The sequence below is a fragment of the Streptomyces sp. NPDC005706 genome (assembly GCF_040631045.1).
Classification (GTDB): Bacteria; Actinomycetota; Actinomycetes; order Streptomycetales; family Streptomycetaceae; genus Streptomyces.
Window position 1 is genome coordinate 416,116 of the sequence record NZ_JBEXYS010000003.1, and the last position, 17,484, is coordinate 433,599.

A 17,484-nucleotide genomic window follows, 5' to 3' on the forward strand; every position below is an offset into this window, starting at 1 on the left:
CGCTCAGGAGCCGTGGTCGCAGACGGAGTTCAGCCAGGTGAGGCTCTCCGGGCTGCCGAGGCTGTCCAGGTTCTTCAGCAGGTCGTCCAGATGCCGCTCGCCCGGGTCGGCGAGGAAGTCGATGGTCGCCTGGGCGAAGGCGTCACGGACCTGCGGCGGCATCGCGTCGGAGGCGTCGAAGCAGTGGACGGCGTCCTTGTCGAGGAGGGTCCGGGCCAGCGAGCGGTGCCAGCCCGCGCCGGCGTCGGCGGCGGACGGCTGGGCCCCGGCGTGCACGGAGAAGCCGGACTCCTTGGCGACCCAGGCCCGTTGGGCCCGGGCGGAGGCCAGGTGACGGATGAGCGCTCTGGCCTGCGGGGTCGCGTGCAGCAGGGCGACCAGGTCGCCGGAGACCTCCCAGGCGTCGTGCGCCGTGGCGCCGGGGATCAGCCGGGAGGAGGGCGTGTAGCGGCCGTCCGCCTTCTTCCAGGGGCCGAGGTCCCGGATGAAGGAGGCCTGGTGCTCCAGGGTGCACCGCGGCGGGTCGGCGGTGACCAGCTCGGACGCCTGCTGGTACTCGGTGAGCAGGGCGCGCTCCACGAGGGCCTTGTGGTCTCCGGCGCCGGCCAGCCGGCCCCAGGTGGTCCAGGCCCGCTTCACCTCCTTGGACTGCCAGGACAGCCGGCCGCGGGCCCAGCGCTCGTAGGCGCCCGGGCCGTACTGCTGCAGCAGGATGTCCTCGATCCAGTCGGTGCCGGGCCAGCCGCTGGTCGCGCCCGAGCCCATGCCCAGGCACCACTGCCCCGGCCGCCCGGCGATCTCGTTCAGCGTTCCCGGAGGGGTGCGCGCGGGGTACCAGACGATGCTCTTGAGGTCGGCCTTGAGCGGGAACCAGTACACGTGCCCGTTCAGGGGCGTGACCCAGGACTCGCTGAAGTCCTCCCGCCGGATGAGGTCGTCGAGCGGCTTCAGCTGCTGCCGGCCCGCGTAGGCGGCCAGTTCGCCGGGGCCGGTGAGCACCACCACGTCGGGTGGCGTGCCGGTCTCCACGTCGGCGCCGAGCACCTGGCTCTCGGCGGAGCTGCCCTGGTACTCGACCTTGACGTGGTGCTCCCGCTCGAAGGGTTCGATGACCGCCTCGCGGAAGTACCGCGCGTCCCTGCCGGTCCAGTTGGCCAGCAGGGTGACGGTCGGTTCCTGCCCCAGGGCGCGTACGCCGGTCACGACGGCCGCCGCCAGCACGGCCAGGCAGCTCGCCACGACGGTGACCGTGCGGACCGCGCGGCGCCGGGCGCCGGGGGCGGCCCGGTCCTGCCCGGGGGCGCTCACCGCGGCCTGAACCGGTAGTCGTTGATGTGCGGCCGCAGACCGGCCTCGGTCAGTGCCATGAGCAGGACGCCTCCTATCACGATCCACGCCGAGGCCGCGGCGCGGAAGCCGGTGTGCGCCAGGAACGACGCGGTGCGCGGTCGCGCGTCCGTGACGGCCTGCCCGGCCACCACCTGGTCGAGCAGGCCACGGGTGTCGGCCATGCCCCGGTGGGTCCACACCGTGAACAGCACCAGGGTCAGGAACCCGCCGGCCGTCAGTGCCGCGGCACCGATGAGCTGCCGGTTGTACCGCCGCCGGAAGCGGCGGCGCAGGAACAGCTGGGTCTCCGCCAGGGCCGCGCCCAGCGCGAGGACGCACAGCCCGGCCACGCTCCAGCCGACCCACAGCGGCCAGCCGAAGGAGGTCTGCCGCTGCACCGCGGCCCGCTGCTGGTCCTGCAGCAGCTTCAGCCGGGCCTCGATGCCGGACTCGCCGCTGCGCAGCATGCTGGTCGCGTAGCTCATGTAGGCGTCCCGCAACACGCTTTCGCTGGGCTCCATCTGTGCCCTCTGCACCATCGCGGTGTATCCGGTGACCAGGCCGGCGACCGTCTGCAGGGCCTGCCGGCCCGCCGGCCCGCCCACGTCGTCCGCGGCGGCTTCGGCGAGGCTCTGCGCGGCCACCGAGATCTGCTTCTGGAACTCGCTGGTCGACGGGGTCGCCCCCTTCGCGTCGGCCTGTGCCTCGCCGAGCGCCTTCAGCGCGGTGTCGATGGCGACGACGGCGGGGGCGCTGGCGGTGCGCAGCGGGCCCGCGTCCGCGTGCACGCCCTGGTAGGAGACGAACAGGGACAGGGTCAGCAGCGCGGACAGGACCAGCAGCAGACGCCGGCGCACGGCGAGGTCGTACGCGGTCGTGCTGCCGTCGGGCGGCCGCCGCCCGGCGCCGAGGAGGCGGCCGAGCGGGCGGGGCAGCGGCGGGCGGTCGCGGGGGCCGGTGGTGTCGCGCGCGGGCAGCGGTCCGCCGGGTCCGGGGCCCCGTCCCGTCCGCGCCGCCGCCGGCTCCGTCCCGGCGCTCACGCGGTCCCCCCGAGCAGTCGCCCGCACTCGCCCCCGCAGTAGACCGAGTCGGCCGGGCCGAGCCACGCGCAGTCCGGGCACTCGACGAGGTCGTCGGAGCCGGCCGGCTCGAGGGGGCCCGGCGGGGCCTCCGCGCCGGCGGACGGCGTTCCGGCGGACGGTGTTCCGGCGGGCGGTGGCTGCGGTGGTGTGGTCATGGCGCTGGAGAGGATCAGGTGCTGCCAGTCGACGTCCTTGAGGCCGTCGCGGACCCGGCCGGTGCCCGGTACGGCCTCGATCCGGCGCAGGGCGGCGAGCAGCTGGGCGTCGTCCAGTTCGGCGGCCAGGGACAGTGCCCGGGCGAGGGCGCGGTCCGCCTCCGCCCCGCCGTCCGCGCGGCGCAGCCAGGCCCGGTACGCCCGGGCCACGGCCGCGCTCGTCCGCTGGTACAGCTCGTGGCGGCGGACGCCGGGGTGCGGCTGGGAGGCGTCCAGCGGGTCGTCGGTCCAGCGCACCAGGACGGGCCGGGGCGCGGGCAGCCGTACCGGGTGCCCGGAGTCGGGTACGACCGCTTCCACGGCCGCGAGCTGGAGGTCCTCACCGGTGTCGCGGCCGGTGGGGTCGGCGGTCAGGACGACCTGGAAGTGCCGGGTCTCCTCGCCCCAGGCGCGGGTGACGTACTCGGCACCCCGCTCGCCCGGCCCGGCGTCGAGGGCGTGGAGTTCCCGCTCGCTCGGCACCACCTGCTTGACCTGGCGGATCACCGTGCCGGGGGCCGGGGTGATCCTGATGCGCAGCTCGGGGACCGCGGTGCCGAGCAGCTGGTTCGTCAACTCCTCGTAGGCGGCCGTGAGTTCCGACTCGCGGCGGACCGCGCCGGCCCGGCCGTGCAGCCGCCGGGTGATACGCAGCAGGAGGTCGGCGTCCCAGTCGTCGCCGATTCCCCAGGCGTCGCAGACGAACCGGCCGTCGCAGGCCTCCAGGGCGGTGTCCAGCGGCATGCCGGCGCGGTGGTCGTGTTCGTTGCGGCCGTCGGTGAGCAGCAGGACGTGCTTGACCGGCGCGGACTGCTTGCTCAGCAGCCGGCGGGCCAGGTCGAGCCAGTGGCCGATGGCGGTGCCGCCGTCCGCGTCCAGCAGCCGTACGGCGCGTTCGGCGGCCGCGCGTTCGGCCGGCCCGGCGACCGCCATCACCTCCTGGCCGGGGCCGGGATGGACCACCGAGGCGTCGAACCGGCCGGACAGCACGGCGAACGCGGTGCCCTCCGGCAGCAGCCGCAGGGCCGCCGCCGTGGCGTCCTTGGCGGCGTGCAGCTTGGCGGCCGGGTGCAGCATGGAGCGGGAGGTGTCCACGATCAGCACCTCGGCGAGGGCGGGGCCGGCACCGCGGGCGGACCCGGTGGCGTTCCGGGAACCGCCGCCGCCGACGCCGATCTCCAGGATGGCGTGCATCTCCCGGACACGGGGCCGGCCCGTCGCGCCCGGCGTCACGGGCAGCTCCTTGTTCTGGCCGACCGCCAGGGTCACCTCGATCTCCTCGGCGTCCCCCGTGCTCCCGGCGCTCATGACTGCCTCCTCTCTCGCTTCCCTGGGTGTGGTCGGCGTTCTCAGAACGTGGTCATCGGCCGCACGGCGTGGGCCAGATCGAGCAGCCGGCCGTGTTCGGCGGCGGTACGGGCCTGGGCCGCAAGCTGCCGGAAGGACTGCTCCAGCAGGGTGCGCATCTTGTCCTCGGCGCCGGAACCGAGCAGGTCGCCGGCCGGGAAGTCCGGCCCCCAGCCCTGTTCCGGGCGGCTGTCCAGGACGTTCTCCCGGACCTCGGCGACCAGCCGGGCCCGCGAACCGCCGTCGGCGGCACCGCCGTCCAGGTGCAGCTCGGGCAGCCGCCGCACGGCGTCCCGCAGGTCGGCCGGGGTGGGCGGGCGGCCGTCCAGGAGTCCGGCGCGGATGCGTACGGCCGCGACGCGGGCGGCGTCGTAGTGGCGGGAGGTGGCGGGCACGGCGTCCAGGACGTGGACGGCGGCGTCCCGGGCGCCGGCCGCCAGGTGGCCGCGGGCCAGGCCGAACGCGGCGGCGGTGTGCGCGAAGTCCCGCGCCCGGACCGCCTCGTAGAACCGCATGGCGCGGCCCGTGTTCCGGCCGCCGGCGTGTTCGGCGCAGTGGGCGAGGGCGAGCTTGGGTACGTACTCGCCGGGCAGCGCCCGGTAGACGGCCTCGAAGCAGCTCTCCGCCTGCCGCACCTCGGCCTTGCTCAGGTGCAGCACGCCCCGGTGCCAGGCGATGCGCCAGTCGTGGGCGGCGGAGCGTTCGCCGAGCAGGGTCTCGGCCTCGGCCAGCCAGTTCCTGGCCTCACCTTGTTCGCCCTTGCGCAGGTAGGCGCGGCACAGCCAGAGCGCGGTCTCGGGGGTGCCGAGGCGGGATTCGCGGGGCCACTGCCGGGCGACCCGGTCCGGTGCGTCGGGCGGGAAGGTGTCGAGCAGCAGGGCGGCGCCGTCGTCGGGGTCGGGGACCGGTTCCGGGAGGGCGCCGGCGACCTCGGCGGGCGGGGGCGGGGAGACGTCCAGTGCGGCGGGCCGTCCGTCGGCGCGGCCGGTCCAGTGGTCCAGGGCCGGGATGGCACCGAGCCCGGCGTCCAGTCCGGCCTCGGAGGCGCGGAACCGGGTGGAGCTCTCGGGTAGTTGCTCGCCGAACTGGAGTGAGCGGAACTCCCGTAGCACTTCCCAGCATTGCCGGGACATCTCGGCGGCCGACCTGAACCGGGCGCGGGGTTCGCCGTGGGTGGCCCGGTCGATGAGGCGGCGGAAGGAGTCCGGGGCGAGGCCGCGGGCCGGTTCGGCGCTGCGGGCCAGGGCCTGGAGGGTCATTCCGACGGTGTAGAGGTCGCTGTCGACGTGCCAGCCCCGGCTGTCGATCTCCTCCTTGGGCGGCGCGAGGGTCGCGGTGTAGACGTAGGCGGAGGCGCGGTCACCGATCGCGCGGACCGCGCCGAGGTCGATGACCTTGATCGCCCGTCCGAAGTGGATGACGTTGGCGGGCTTCATGTCGCAGTACAGCAGGCCGCGTTCGTGCATGTACTGCAGGGCGCCGAGGATCTTGCAGCCGTAGGTGAGGACGTGGTCGAGGCGGGGCCGGCCCTGGAATATCCGCTCGGCGTCGTCGGCGTCGAAGAGCTGCTGCAGGGAGGGGCCGGCGATGTAGTCCATCACGAGGTAGCCGGTGGGGGAACGGCCGGCGGACCCGTGTTCGGCGTAGGTGATGATGCGGACGATGTCGGGGTGGTGCAGGTCGGTGAGCGAGCGGCGTTCCTCGACGGCGTTGCGGCGGGCGAGCGCGTCGTGCACGTTGATCAGGCCCTTGAGGACGACGCGGTAGCCGTCGGCGCGGATGTCCTCGGCGAGGTGGATCCAGCCCAGGCCGCCGTGCGCCAGGCAGCCGAGGACCCGGTAGTGGCCGGCGACCACTTCGCCCTTCTCCAGCTGGGGCAGGAAGGAGTAGCGGGTGCCGCAGCGCGGGCAGCGGCCGGTGGCGCGCGCGGGCTGGCCGCCGTAGCCGACGCCGATGGTCATCGTGCAGCCGTTCGCGCCGCAGCGGCGGCCCCCGGTGGGCGGCCGGGGGTCCTCGACCGGTGCGCCCTCGGGCACGGGCACCTCGGGCAGCAGAACCAGTCCGTGCTGGTCGAGTTCGCCGACCCCGGCGACGGCGTGGACGGGGGCCGGGCCGGGCGGCTCCTCGGTGCCGGGGCGGGGGCCCGCGTCGGGCCGCGGGGGCGGCGGATCGAGGCTCTGTCCGCTCCGCGGCTCGGCCCGCGGCTCCTGGTGGCGGTGCCCGCAGGTGTCGCAGTAACCGGTGGCCATGATGTGGCCCGCGCAGCCCGGCCGCAGGCACGACGTCATCGGGCGGCACCTCCGTTCCCGGGTGCGGAGCCGGAGCAGAAGCCGACGAACAGCTCCACGGCGCTCTCCGCCTCGGCCACGTCGCAGGGAATCTGCCGCAGCAGCGACAGGGCGCGTTCGTAGAGCCGGTAGGCCTCCATGACCCGGTCGTCCTCGGACGCGGCCCGCTGTCTGCACAACGGCCACTCGGCGGTGACCCGGCCGAGGAGTTCCTCGCGGCGGCGCAGCCGGGAGTCGAGGACGTCCACCGCCTGCTCCAGCCGCAGGCGGCGGCGTTCGGCGGCGTCCTCGAAGGTGAACAGCAGGTCGGCGCGCCCGGGTTCGCGTTCCGGCTCGGGGGTGTGGGCGACCCACTCACGCAGCATCCGGGTGCGCCGTACGCCGGCCTCGGCCTGGTCCAGCAGCCGCCGGGTGGCGGGGTCGGGCAGCACCCGGTCCCGGCGCTCGTCCAGTGCGGGGCCCAACTCGTCGACGATGCGCCGCAGTTCGTGGTCCAGTCGGCTCCAGCGGCCGCGCAACGGCCGCTGGACGAAGGACTCGGCGGCCCGGTCGGCACGGCCGCCCCGGCGGCGGAAGACCAGGAGCAGCCGCGCACCGTGCTGGGCGAGCCGGTCGAGCAGGCCGAGCAGGTCGTCGGGTTCGGCGGCCCGGTCGACACCGGCCAGCACGGCGGCGAGCGGGACACGCAGAGCGCCGAGCCGCTCCGGCCGGGGGTCGCCGCTGATGCCGAGCCGTTCGGCGATCCGGCGCATGACCTGGCCGGCCGTCATGTCGGTGACGTCCAGCGCGAGGTCGTGGCCGCCGGCCGGGGGCACGGTCTCGGGCGGGTCGTGGGTGAAGGCGCTGGTGTTCTGCCGGGTGCGCAGCTCCCGGTCGGCCAGGGTGACGGCACGGTTGAGGGTCCAGGCGCGCGCGCCGCGCGCGGGGACGACCGTGACCAGCACCGGCCAGCCCTCGCCCCGGAACCAGGAGGCGAGTTCGGTGGCGAAGGGCACGTCGAGCCGGCCCGCGGCGGGCGTCGCGGTGCTGCGCAGCGCCGGGTCGACGGCTTCGGCGCCGGCGCTCCAGGCGGCGGCCTGCGGCAGATGGCTCAGCACGGTCTCGGTGGGGCTCATGTAGCTGAACACGGAGCCGGATCCCTCGTCGACACTGAGCACGATCCCGATGACCTGGTCGGTCTCGTGGTCGATCACCGGCCCGCCGCTGAAGCCGGGGACGGCCAGTTCACCCGGGGTCTGCGGGCGCAGCTGCACCTGGCTGTCCCGGCCCCGGGCGGCCACCAGGGTGGCGCCGTGCCAGCGGCCGCCGGCGTCGCCGTCCGGGAAGCCGTACATGCTCACCGGTCCGTGCGGCGCGGCGAGCCGGTGCAGCCGGGTGGTGTGCTGGGCGGGCAGGGGCTCGGCGAGCCGCAGCAGGGCCAGGTCGCCGCTGCGGTCGCCGAAGGCGTCCTCCCGCTGCGGCACGTGTTCGTCCTCGCGGACCGTGGCGGCGACGCCGGGCACTCCGGGGACGCCGAGGAAGTGGACGACGTAGGGCCGGTCCGGGCGGACGACATGGGCGGCGGTCAGCACCCGGTCGGGCGCGAGCAGCACCCCCGCTCCGAGCACCTGCCCGTCCGGCTCCTCGATGCGGGCGATCCAGGACGGAATCCGTAACCGCGACTTGACGGCTCGCTCCCCCGTGCGCGTCATGTCAGCCGAGATTACTCCGCGTGTTCCTCCGGGGCCACTGGTGTGCACGGGGTTGTCGCGCGGGGCGGACAATGGTGCCCCCGCGACCCAAAGGCCGGAAGAGGGAAACGTGAAGAAGAAGCGCATATGTCTCGTCGTGGTGGCGTGCACTGTCCTGGCCGCCGCATGCGGGGGAGGCGAAAGGCCCGTCGACACCTCCCGCCTGACGGACCCGCAGCGGGAATGGGTCGAGTTCGCCTACACGCACGAGAAGAACGACGAGACGAAGCGGGCGTGGGAAGAACTGACCGCCGAAGGCGTCAAGTCCTACCTCCGTCGGCAGCGTCCCCGTCTGTGCGGCGACTCGGCGTCGCTGATGGGGAGCCTGAAGGAAGCGGGCTACACGGCGGACGAGATGCAGGAGTACGAGGACAGGACCGAGGAACTGATCTGCTCGCACCCGTGACAAGGACCGCCCGGCGCGTCCCCGTCACGACGGGCGGGCGGCCCGCGCCTGCCAGCCGGTCCACCGCCGTACGGTGACGTCGATCACCGGCCCGGCCGGCGGACACGGCCCGTACTGCGGGTACTTGGCGCACAGCAGCGCCGCGGCCGTCTCGCGCGCCCGCCGTACGGCCGCGTCGGCGGTGTCCGGTGGCAGGACGCGGGCCTCTCCGTCGGCACGCACCCACCACAACTGCTCCCAGTCCTCGTCGTAGGCGTCCACGAGCAGGCACACCGCCGGCCGTATGGTCAGGTTGGCCAGCCGCTTGAGGCGGGTGGTGGTCTTGGGCTTGTGGTCGACGGCGGTGACGAGCCGGTCGGCGCCGTCGACGGTGTGGTGGGCGAAGACCACCGGCACCTGGTGGGGGCGGCCCGCCGCGTCGGCGGTGGCCAGCCGGGCCACCCGGGCCGCGGTGAACCGGCGCCGCGCCTCCGCCTCCTCCAGTCGGGGCATGCCCGCTCCTCGCTTTCCGGCCGCGCGGAAGCCGGCGCATGTGCGGTGCGCCGAGCACGCCGGCTTTCGGTGAGCCACCCGGAGTTCCCGCCCCCGTTCCTCCATGGTGCTCCGGCGGTGCCGTCCGGTGCTCGCCCGGCTTCAATAAATCGAACACACGAACTATGCACTGAATGTATAGTCCCGGCATGCCTCTCACGACTTCGGCCGGCGACAGCCCGGCCCCGCAGCCCGCGCCCCTGAAGATGCGCCGAAGGGGGCGCGGGTTGCGTCTGTCCGCGCTCGCGTCGGTCGCCGCCTGTCTGACACTGACGCTGTCGGGCTGTGCGGAGGTCGACACGACCGCCCCCAGCACGGTGCGCGCCGAGGGTGCCCACGGGGCGCCGGCCGGGCTCGGGACGGTGGACTGCCGCGAGGCGAAGTGCATCGCGCTGACCTTCGACGCGGGGCCGAGCGAGAACTCGGCGCGACTGCTGGACATCCTGAAGGAGAAGAAGGTCCCGGCGACCTTCTTCCTGCTCGGCAAGCGGCACATCGACACGTACCCGGAACTGGTCAGGCGGATGGCGGCCGAGGGTCACGAGGTCGCGAGCCACACCTGGGACCACAAGATCCTCACCCGGATCCCCGAGGAGCGGATACGCGAGGAACTGCGGCGGCCCAACGACGAGATAGAGCGGCTCACCGGGCACCGGCCCACGCTGATGCGTCCGCCCCAGGGCCGCACCGACGCCGACGTGCACCGGATCTGCAAGGAGATGGGTCTGGCCGAGGTGCTGTGGAGCGTGACCGCGAAGGACTACACGACCACCGACTCGGCGCTGATCACCAGGCGCGTCCTGGACCAGGCCTCCCGGGACGGCATCATCCTGCTGCACGACATCTACCGGGGCACCGTGCCGGCCGTGCCCGGCATCATCGACGCGCTGAAGGCCCGTGGCTACGTCTTCGTGACGGTGCCTCAGCTCCTGGCGCCGGGGCGGGCCGAGCCGGGCCAGGTGTACCGGCCCTGAGCCGACGGGACGTCAACTCGCCGCCATGCACCGCCGTTGCGCCGGGCGGGTGATCCGGGGCCGAGTGTGCGGGTGGCCGGTGGCGATTGCCTACGATCGTGCCGTGCCCTACTTCTCCGTCGAACGCACCGTGCCCCTTCCACTCGAGGAGGCGTGGCGGCGGCTCACCGAGTGGCCCCGCCACGGTGACGCGGTGCCGTTCACCCGCGTCAGCGTCCTCACGCCCGCGCCGACGCACGAGGGCACCCGGTTCGTGGCCCGCTCCGGTGTCGGCCCGCTCGGCTTCGACGATCCGATGGAGGTCACGGTCTGGCGCCCGCCCGTGGACGGCGAACCGGGGCTGTGCCGCCTGGAGAAGCACGGGCGGGTGATCCTGGGCTGGGCCGAGATCGAGGTCCGGCCCGGGCCGGGCGGCCGGGCCCGGGTGGTGTGGCGGGAGGACGTACGGATCCGCTTCCTCCCCCGCCTCTTCGACGGCGTCGTGGCGTTCACGGCGCGGACGCTGTTCGGGAACACGGCGAACCGGCTGCTCCGGCGGCCGTGACCGGCCGGCGGCCGCTCAGGCCACGGACCCGATCCGGCCCGCGGGAGTCGCCGCCGTGTCGTGGTGGATCGGGGTGTGGGCGCCGGTGAGGGAGACGCCGCTGCCGCCGCGGCGCACCGCGACGATCTCCGCGGCGATCGACAGCGCCGTCTCCTCGGGGGTACGGGCGCCGAGGTCGAGGCCGATCGGGGAGCGCAGCCGGGCCAGTTCGAGTTCGCCGACGCCGACCGCGCGCAGCCGCTCGTTCCGGTCCAGGTGGGTGCGGCGGGAGCCCATCGCGCCGACGTAGGCGACCGGCAGCCGCAGGGCCAGCCGCAGCAGCGGTACGTCGAACTTGGCGTCGTGGGTCAGGACGCACAGGACGGTGCGAGCGTCGACGTCCGTGCGCTCCAGGTAGTCGTGGGGCCACTCGACGACGATCTCGTCGGCCTCCGGGAAGCGGGCCCCGGTGGCGAACACCGGGCGGGCGTCGCACACCGTGACGTGGTAGCCGAGGAACTTGCCGGCCCTCACCAGCGCGGAGGCGAAGTCGATCGCTCCGAAGACGATCATCCGGGGCGCGGGGACCGAGCACTCCACCAGGACCGTGAGCGGGGCGCCGCAGCGCGAGCCCCGCGCTCCGATCTCCAGGGTGCCGGTGCGGCCCGCGTCCAGGAAGGCACCGGCCTCGGCGGCCACCGTCCGGTCGAGTTCGGGATGGGCCCCGAAGCCGCCGTCGTGGGAGCCGTCGGCGCGGACCAGCAGGGCGCGGCCGCGCAGTGCGGCCGGCCCCTCGGCGATCCGGGCGACCGCCGCCGCCTCACCCCGCGCGGCGGCGGCCAGCGCGGCCGCGAACACCGGCCGGGCGGGACCGTCCGCCCGGACCGGCGTGACCAGGATGTCGATGACGCCGCCGCAGGTCAGGCCGACGGCGAAGGCGTCCTCGTCGCTGTACCCGAAGCGCTCCAGGACGGTCTCCCCGTCCTCGAGCGCCTGCCGGCACAGCTCGTACACGGCGCCCTCCACGCACCCGCCGGAGACCGAGCCCACGGCCGTGCCGTCGGCGTCCACCGCGAGGGCGGCGCCCGGCTGCCGCGGGGCGCTGCCGCCGACGGCCACCACGGTGGCGACGGCGAAGTCACGGCCCTGCTCGGCCCACCGGTTCAGCTCCTCGGCGATGTCCAGCATCTCTCGTTCTCCTGACGGGGTTGTGGGGTGAGGGTGTCGGCTAGTGCACGCCCAGCCAGCCCTCGATCGGGTGGAGGGCGAAGTAGACCAGGAAGACGGCCGTCAGCCCCCACATGAAGGCCCCGATCTCGCGGGCCCTGCCCTGGGCGGCCTTGATGGCCGTGTAGGAGATGACGCCCGCGGCGACACCGGTGGTGATGGTGTACGTGAACGGCATCAGGACGACGGTCAGGAAGACCGGGATCGCGGTGGCCCGGTCGGCCCAGTCCACGTGCCGGGCGTTCATCAGCATCATGGCGCCGATGACCACCAGGGCCGCGGAGGCGACCTCCTGCGGCACGATCGCGGTCAGCGGGGTGAAGAACAGGCAGGCGGCGAAGAACAGTCCGGTGACGACCGAGGCCAGTCCCGTGCGGGCGCCCTCGCCGACCCCGGTGGCCGACTCGATGAACACGGTCTGGCCGGAGCCGCCCGCCACACCGCCGATCGCACCGCCGGCGCCGTCGATGAACAGCGCCTTGGACAGGCCCGGCATCCGGCCCTTGTCGTCGGCGAGCTTCGCCTCGGTGCCGACGCCGATGATGGTGGCCATCGCGTCGAAGAAGCCGGCCAGGACCAGGGTGAAGACGATCAGGCCGACGGTCATCGCGCCGACCTCGCCCCAGCCGCCGAACTCCACGTGCCCGAAGAGCGAGAAGTCGGGCATCGAGAGCGCGCTGCCGTGCAGTTGGGGCGCGCCGCCCGCCCACTGCTTCGGGTCGATCACGCCGAGGCCGTTGAGGACGGCGGCGACGACCGTGCCGGAGACGATGCCGATGAGGATGGCGCCGGGGACGTTCCGGGCCTGCAGCATGAAGATCAGCAGCAGGGTGCCGGCGAAGAGCAGGACCGGCCAGCCGGCGAGTTCACCCGCGGGACCGAGGCTCACCGGGGTGGCCTTGCCCTGGTGCACGAAGCCGGCCTTGTAGAAGCCGATGAGGGCGATGAACAGGCCGATGCCCATGGTGATGCCGTGCTTGAGCGCGAGCGGGATCGCGTTCATGATCATCTCGCGCAGGCCGGTGACGACCAGCAGCATGATGACGACGCCGTACAGCACGCACATGCCCATGGCCTGCGGCCAGGTCATGTTGGGGGCGACCTGCGAGGACAGGACGCCGGAGACCGACAGGCCGGCGGCGAGCGCGAGGGGCGCCTTGCCGACGAAGCCCATCAGCAGTGTGGTGAGGGCCGCGGCGAACGCGGTCGCGGTGACCAGGGCCTTCTGGCCGAGGGTGTCCCCGGCCGCGTCCTTGCCGGACAGGATCAGGGGATTGAGCAGGAGGATGTACGCCATCGCCATGAAGGTGGTGATGCCGCCGCGCACCTCACGCGCGACCGTGGATCCTCTGCCGCTTATGTGGAAGTACCGGTCGAGCCAGGATCTGCCGGCCGGGACGCGGGTGCCTTCGCCCGCGTCTTCGGCTGTGGTCCTGGGCTCCACTGACTGCTGGGTCATGGGCCAACTCCCAAGGTTCACAGGGGCACCCGGCTGCCGTGGGGCGGCAGGCGGGATTTGGGATTGGACGGCCCGGGGGACGGCCCGAGACGAACGTGGTACTTGCTGGCCGGTGCCGGGACGGCCGTGGGTCGGTCGTTGCCCGGCGCCGGGGTGCCGGCGCGTCGCGGCGTCGCAGCGATGCGCCGGCGGCCGTCGCTACGCGGTGCCCGTGAGGTGTTCCGGGCGGACCGGTGTGCGGTTCAGCTCCAGTCCGGTCGCGTTCCGGATCGCCGCGAGGACGGCCGGGGTGGACGACAGGGTCGGGGCTTCGCCGATGCCACGGAGCCCGTACGGGGCGTGGTCGTCGGCGAGTTCGAGCACGTCGACGGGGATGGTCGGCGTGTCGAGGATCGTGGGGATGAGGTAGTCCGTGAAGGAGGGGTTCCTGACCTTCGCGGTCTTCGGGTCGACGATGATCTCCTCCATGACCGCGACGCCCAGTCCCTGCGTGGTGCCGCCCTGGATCTGGCCGACGACGGAGAGCGGGTTGAGCGCCTTGCCGACGTCCTGGGCGCAGGCCAGTTCGACGACCTTGACCAGGCCGAGCTCGGTGTCGACCTCGACGACGGCGCGGTGCGCGGCGAAGGAGTACTGGACGTGCCCGTTGCCCTGGCCGGTGCGCAGGTCGAAGGGTTCGGTCGGCCGGTGCCGCCACTCCGCCTCGACCTCCACGGCCTCGTCCTCCAGGACGTCGACCAGGCCGGCGAGGACCTCGCCCGCGTCGGTGACCACCTTGCCGCCCTCCAGCAGGAGTTCGGCCGTGGCCCAGGCCGGGTGGTAGGAGCCGAACTTGCGGCGCCCGGTCTCCAGGACCTTCTCGCGGACCAGTTCGCAGGCGTTCTTCACGGCGCCGCCGGTGACGTACGTCTGCCGGGAGGCCGAGGTCGAACCGGCGCTGCCCACCTGGGTGTCGGCCGGGTGGATGGTCACCTGGCCGACGCCCAGCTCGGTACGGGCGATCTGCGCGTGGACGGTGACACCGCCCTGGCCGACCTCCGCCATCGCGGTGTGCACGGTGGCCACCGGCTCGCCGGCGATCACCTCCATCCGGACGCGCGCGGTGGAGTAGTCGTCGAAGCCCTCGGAGAAGCCGACGTTCTTGATGCCGACCGCGTAGCCGATCCCGCGTACGACGCCCTCGCCGTGCGTGGTGTTGGACAGACCGCCGGGCAACTGGCGTACGTCGGCGCCCTCGCTGGACTCCCACTGGCGCTCGGGCGGCAGCGGCATCGCCTTGACCCGGCGCAGCAGTTCGGCGACCGGGGCCGGGGAGTCGACCGGCTGCCCGGTCGGCAGCAGGGTGCCCTGCTCCATCGCGTTGAGCTGCCGGAACTCCACCGGGTCCATGCCGAGTTCGGTGGCCAGCTTGTCCATCTGCGCCTCGTAGGCGAAGCACGCCTGGACCGCGCCGAAGCCGCGCATGGCGCCGCAGGGCGGGTTGTTGGTGTAGAGGGCGATGGCCTCGATGTCGACGTCCTCGACGACGTACGGTCCGACGCTGAGCGAGGAGGCGTTGCCGACGACGGCCGGGGAGGCGGAGGCGTAGGCGCCGCCGTCCAGCACGATCCGGCACTTCATGTGGGTCAGTTTGCCGTCGCGCGTGGCCCCGTGCTCGTAGTGGAGCTTGGCCGGGTGGCGGTGGACGTGCCCGAAGAAGGACTCGAACCGGTTGTAGACGATCTTCACCGGCTTGCCGGTGCGCAGCGCCAGCAGGCAGGCGTGGATCTGCATCGACAGGTCCTCGCGGCCGCCGAAGGCGCCGCCCACGCCGGACAGCGTCATGCGCACCTTGTCCTCGGGCAGGCCGAGGACGGGCGCCATCTGGCGAAGGTCGGAGTGGAGCCACTGGGTGGCGATGTAGAGGTGGACGCCGCCGTCCTCCTCGGGCACCGCGAGGCCGGACTCGGGGCCGAGGAAGGCCTGGTCCTGCATGCCGAAGGTGTACTCGCCCTCGACGACGACGTCGGCCCGTTCGCGTGCCGCCGCCACGTCGCCGCGGACGATCGGCTGGCGGTGGACGATGTTCGGGTGCGGGACGTGGCCCGAGTGGTGGTCGTCGCGGTTGTCGTGCACGAGGATCGCGTCCGGGGCGGTCGCGGAGGCCTCGTCGGTGATGACCGGCAGTTCCCGGTACTCGACCTTGATCTTGGCTGCGGCGCGGCGGGCGGTCTCCGGGTGGTCGGCGGCGACGATGGCGACCGGCTCGCCGTGGTGGCGCACCTTGCCGTGGGCGAGGACGGGGGTGTCCTGGATCTCCAGGCCGTAGTTGCGCACCTCGGTGGGCAGGTCGTCGTAGGTCATGACCGCGTACACGCCGGGCAGGGCGAGGGCCTCGGAGGTGTCGATGGACACGATCTCCGCGTGCGCGACGGTGGAGCGCAGGATCTGACCCCACAGCATGTCCTCGTGCCACATGTCGGACGAGTACGCGAACTCGCCGGTGACCTTCAGGGTGCCGTCCGGGCGGAGCGTGGACTCGCCGACGCCGCCTCGGGTCTGCGAGCCCTGCGTGATCTTCGTAGGAGCGCCGTTCGCCGGCATCTCAGACCCCCTCGGCCTGGCGGGCGGCGGCCAGCCGGACCGCGTCCATGATCTTCTCGTAGCCGGTGCAGCGGCACAGGTTGCCGGACAGGGCCTCGCGGATGTCCGCGTCGGTCGGGTTGGGGTTGTGCTCCAGCATCTCGTCGGCGGCGACCAGCAGGCCCGGGGTGCAGAAGCCGCACTGGACGGCGCCGGCGTCGATGAACGCCTGCTGGACGGGGCTGAGTTCGGCGCCCTCGCCGGTCTGCGAGTCGGTGCCCCCGGCCTGCCATCCCCTGGCCTCGTCCAGCGAGGTGCCGCACGGGACCGGGGCGCCGCAGGAGCGCTGCCTGGCGTAGTCCGCGAGGCCCTCGACGGTCACCACCTCGCGGCCCTCGGCCTGGCCGGCCGCGACCAGGCAGGAACACACCGGCACGCCGTCCAGGCGCACCGTGCAGGAGCCGCACTCGCCCTGCTCGCAGGCGTTCTTGGAGCCGGGCAGGCCGAGGCGCTCGCGCAGCACGTACAGCAGGGACTCGCCCTCCCAGACGTCGTCGGCCTCCTGCGGGCGTCCGTTGACAGTGAAGTTGACGCGCATCACGCAGCTCCCTCGGTGGTGCGGCGGGTGCCGCGGTACGACTCCCAGGTCCAGGTGAGCGTCCGGCGGGCCATGACGCCGACCGCGTGCCGGCGGTAGCTCGCGGTGCCCCGGACGTCGTCGATCGGGTTGCAGGCGCCGGAGCACAGCTCCGCGAACCGCTTGGCGACCGACGGGGTGACGATCTTTCCGTTGTCCCAGAAGCCGCCCTCCTCCAGGGCCGCGTTCAGGAACTCCTCGGCGGCCTTGGCCCGCACCGGCGTGGGCGCGGCGGAGCCGATGCCGGTGCGCACGGTGCGGGTCTTCGGGTGCAGGGCGAGACCGAAGGCGCACACGGCGATCACCATGGCGTTGCGGGTGCCGACCTTGGAGTACTGCTGCGGGCCGTCCGCCTTCTTGATGTGCACCGCTCGGATCAGCTCGTCGGGCTGGAGGGCGTTGCGCTTGACGCCGGTGTAGAACGCGTCGATCGGGACGAGGCGGGTGCCGCGGGCCGCCGACTCCACCTCGACGTCCGCGCCGGCCGCCAGCAGGGCGGGGTGGGCGTCACCGGCGGGCGAGGCCGTGCCGAGGTTGCCGCCGACGCCGCCGCGGTTGCGGATCTGCGGGGAGGCGACCGTGTGCGAGGCGAGCGCGAGGCCCGGCAGCTCGGCACGGAGGTTCTCCATGATCTTCGTGTAGGGGACCGAGGCACCCAGCCGGACGGTGTCCTCGCCGACCTCCCACTCGCAGAGGTCGCCGACGCGGTTCAGGTCGAGCAGGTACTCGGGCCGGCGGTGGTCGAAGTTGATCTCGACCATCACGTCGGTGCCACCCGCAATCGGCACAGCGGTGGGGTGCTCGGCCTTCGCGGCGAGCGCCTCCTCCCAGCTGGCGGGGCGAAGGAAGTCCATGACCGGCTCTCTTCTTCGTCTCGTGAGTCGTACGGATCGAGCCAATCCGGGTGCGGCGGTTCCGGCTCGTTCATGTGCTCTTTACGCGGAGTGGGCTCAGTACACCGCCCCGTACTCCGGTGGGGTCAGTCACCGAAACCATGAAGGAGTTGGCTGGCCACGACGGGCATCTTGTAGATTCGTATGAACGGAGGTCATCGGTAACCTCTCCGTTTTCCCCGGGAAACGCGGGTACCGGCCCGGCGGCCCCGCCGTACGGCCCCGGCACCCGGGTCACGGGCCCGTCACGGGCCCCACCAGGATTCATCGTAGATTTCGAGACACAGAACGGCGGCGACGAG

The 17,484-nt window shown here is 73.4% G+C and carries 14 protein-coding genes; 3 read left to right on the forward strand and 11 right to left on the reverse strand.

The window, feature by feature from the left end:
* Positions 1 to 3 precede the first annotated feature (3 nt).
* Genes ABZ478_RS08395 through ABZ478_RS08415 form a run of 5 tightly spaced genes read right to left on the reverse strand, consistent with a single transcriptional unit; the run spans position 4 to position 7,931 of the window.
* Entirely contained in the window at positions 4 to 1,308 is a 1,305-nt protein-coding gene (locus tag ABZ478_RS08395; protein WP_359546498.1) for an ABC transporter substrate-binding protein, read from the reverse strand.
* A complete protein-coding gene (locus ABZ478_RS08400; protein WP_359546500.1) occupies positions 1,305 to 2,369 on the reverse strand; it encodes a hypothetical protein in 1,065 nt (354 codons plus the stop codon). Before ABZ478_RS08400 ends, ABZ478_RS08395 begins: the two co-directional genes overlap by 4 nt.
* A complete protein-coding gene (locus tag ABZ478_RS08405; protein WP_359546502.1) occupies positions 2,366 to 3,913 on the reverse strand; it encodes a VWA domain-containing protein in 1,548 nt (515 codons plus the stop codon). Before ABZ478_RS08405 ends, ABZ478_RS08400 begins: the two co-directional genes overlap by 4 nt.
* A gap of 41 nt (positions 3,914 to 3,954) precedes the next feature.
* Positions 3,955 to 6,240: a tetratricopeptide repeat protein gene (locus ABZ478_RS08410; protein ID WP_359546504.1), complete on the reverse strand. Its 2,286-nt coding sequence runs from the start codon at positions 6,238 to 6,240 to the stop codon at positions 3,955 to 3,957.
* Entirely contained in the window at positions 6,237 to 7,931 is a 1,695-nt protein-coding gene (locus tag ABZ478_RS08415) for a serine protease (RefSeq protein WP_359546505.1), read from the reverse strand. Before ABZ478_RS08415 ends, ABZ478_RS08410 begins: the two co-directional genes overlap by 4 nt.
* 109 nt (positions 7,932 to 8,040) lie before the next feature.
* On the opposite strand from ABZ478_RS08415, the gene ABZ478_RS08420 reads away from it, so the two are divergent.
* On the forward strand, positions 8,041 to 8,376 hold the full coding sequence (locus ABZ478_RS08420) for a hypothetical protein (protein ID WP_359546507.1): 336 nt from the start codon (positions 8,041 to 8,043) through the stop codon (positions 8,374 to 8,376).
* Between the two features lie 24 nt (positions 8,377 to 8,400).
* On the opposite strand, the gene ABZ478_RS08425 is transcribed toward ABZ478_RS08420, so the two are convergent.
* Positions 8,401 to 8,868 (reverse strand): TIGR03668 family PPOX class F420-dependent oxidoreductase, encoded by a 468-nt coding sequence (locus ABZ478_RS08425; protein ID WP_359546509.1) that lies wholly within the window; start codon positions 8,866 to 8,868, stop codon positions 8,401 to 8,403.
* A 245-nt stretch (positions 8,869 to 9,113) separates the two neighbouring features.
* On the opposite strand from ABZ478_RS08425, the gene ABZ478_RS08430 reads away from it, so the two are divergent.
* Both ABZ478_RS08430 and ABZ478_RS08435 read left to right on the forward strand, forming a co-directional pair.
* Complete coding sequence (locus tag ABZ478_RS08430) at positions 9,114 to 9,881, forward strand: polysaccharide deacetylase family protein (protein ID WP_359546745.1); 768 nt, start codon at positions 9,114 to 9,116, stop codon at positions 9,879 to 9,881.
* 103 nt (positions 9,882 to 9,984) lie between these two features.
* On the forward strand, positions 9,985 to 10,425 hold the full coding sequence (locus ABZ478_RS08435) for an SRPBCC family protein (RefSeq protein WP_359546511.1): 441 nt from the start codon (positions 9,985 to 9,987) through the stop codon (positions 10,423 to 10,425).
* A 15-nt stretch (positions 10,426 to 10,440) separates the two neighbouring features.
* Here ABZ478_RS08435 and ABZ478_RS08440 read toward each other — a convergent pair whose 3' ends face one another.
* From ABZ478_RS08440 to ABZ478_RS08460, 5 genes are all read right to left on the reverse strand, one after another.
* Positions 10,441 to 11,592 carry an XdhC/CoxI family protein gene (locus tag ABZ478_RS08440; RefSeq protein ID WP_359546513.1) on the reverse strand — a complete coding sequence of 384 codons (1,152 nt, stop codon included), beginning with the start codon at positions 11,590 to 11,592 and terminating at the stop codon, positions 10,441 to 10,443.
* Between the two features lie 40 nt (positions 11,593 to 11,632).
* Complete coding sequence (locus ABZ478_RS08445; protein ID WP_359546515.1) at positions 11,633 to 13,090, reverse strand: NCS2 family permease; 1,458 nt, start codon at positions 13,088 to 13,090, stop codon at positions 11,633 to 11,635.
* 198 nt (positions 13,091 to 13,288) lie between these two features.
* Positions 13,289 to 15,673, reverse strand: a complete 2,385-nt coding sequence (locus ABZ478_RS08450) for a molybdopterin cofactor-binding domain-containing protein (RefSeq protein ID WP_359546517.1) — start codon at positions 15,671 to 15,673, stop codon at positions 13,289 to 13,291.
* A 1-nt stretch (position 15,674) separates the two neighbouring features.
* Complete coding sequence (locus tag ABZ478_RS08455) at positions 15,675 to 16,250, reverse strand: (2Fe-2S)-binding protein (RefSeq protein WP_359546519.1); 576 nt, start codon at positions 16,248 to 16,250, stop codon at positions 15,675 to 15,677.
* Positions 16,250 to 17,143 (reverse strand): FAD binding domain-containing protein, encoded by an 894-nt coding sequence (locus ABZ478_RS08460; protein WP_359546521.1) that lies wholly within the window; start codon positions 17,141 to 17,143, stop codon positions 16,250 to 16,252. The genes ABZ478_RS08455 and ABZ478_RS08460 overlap by 1 nt, the downstream gene beginning before the upstream one ends.
* Positions 17,144 to 17,484 lie beyond the last annotated feature (341 nt).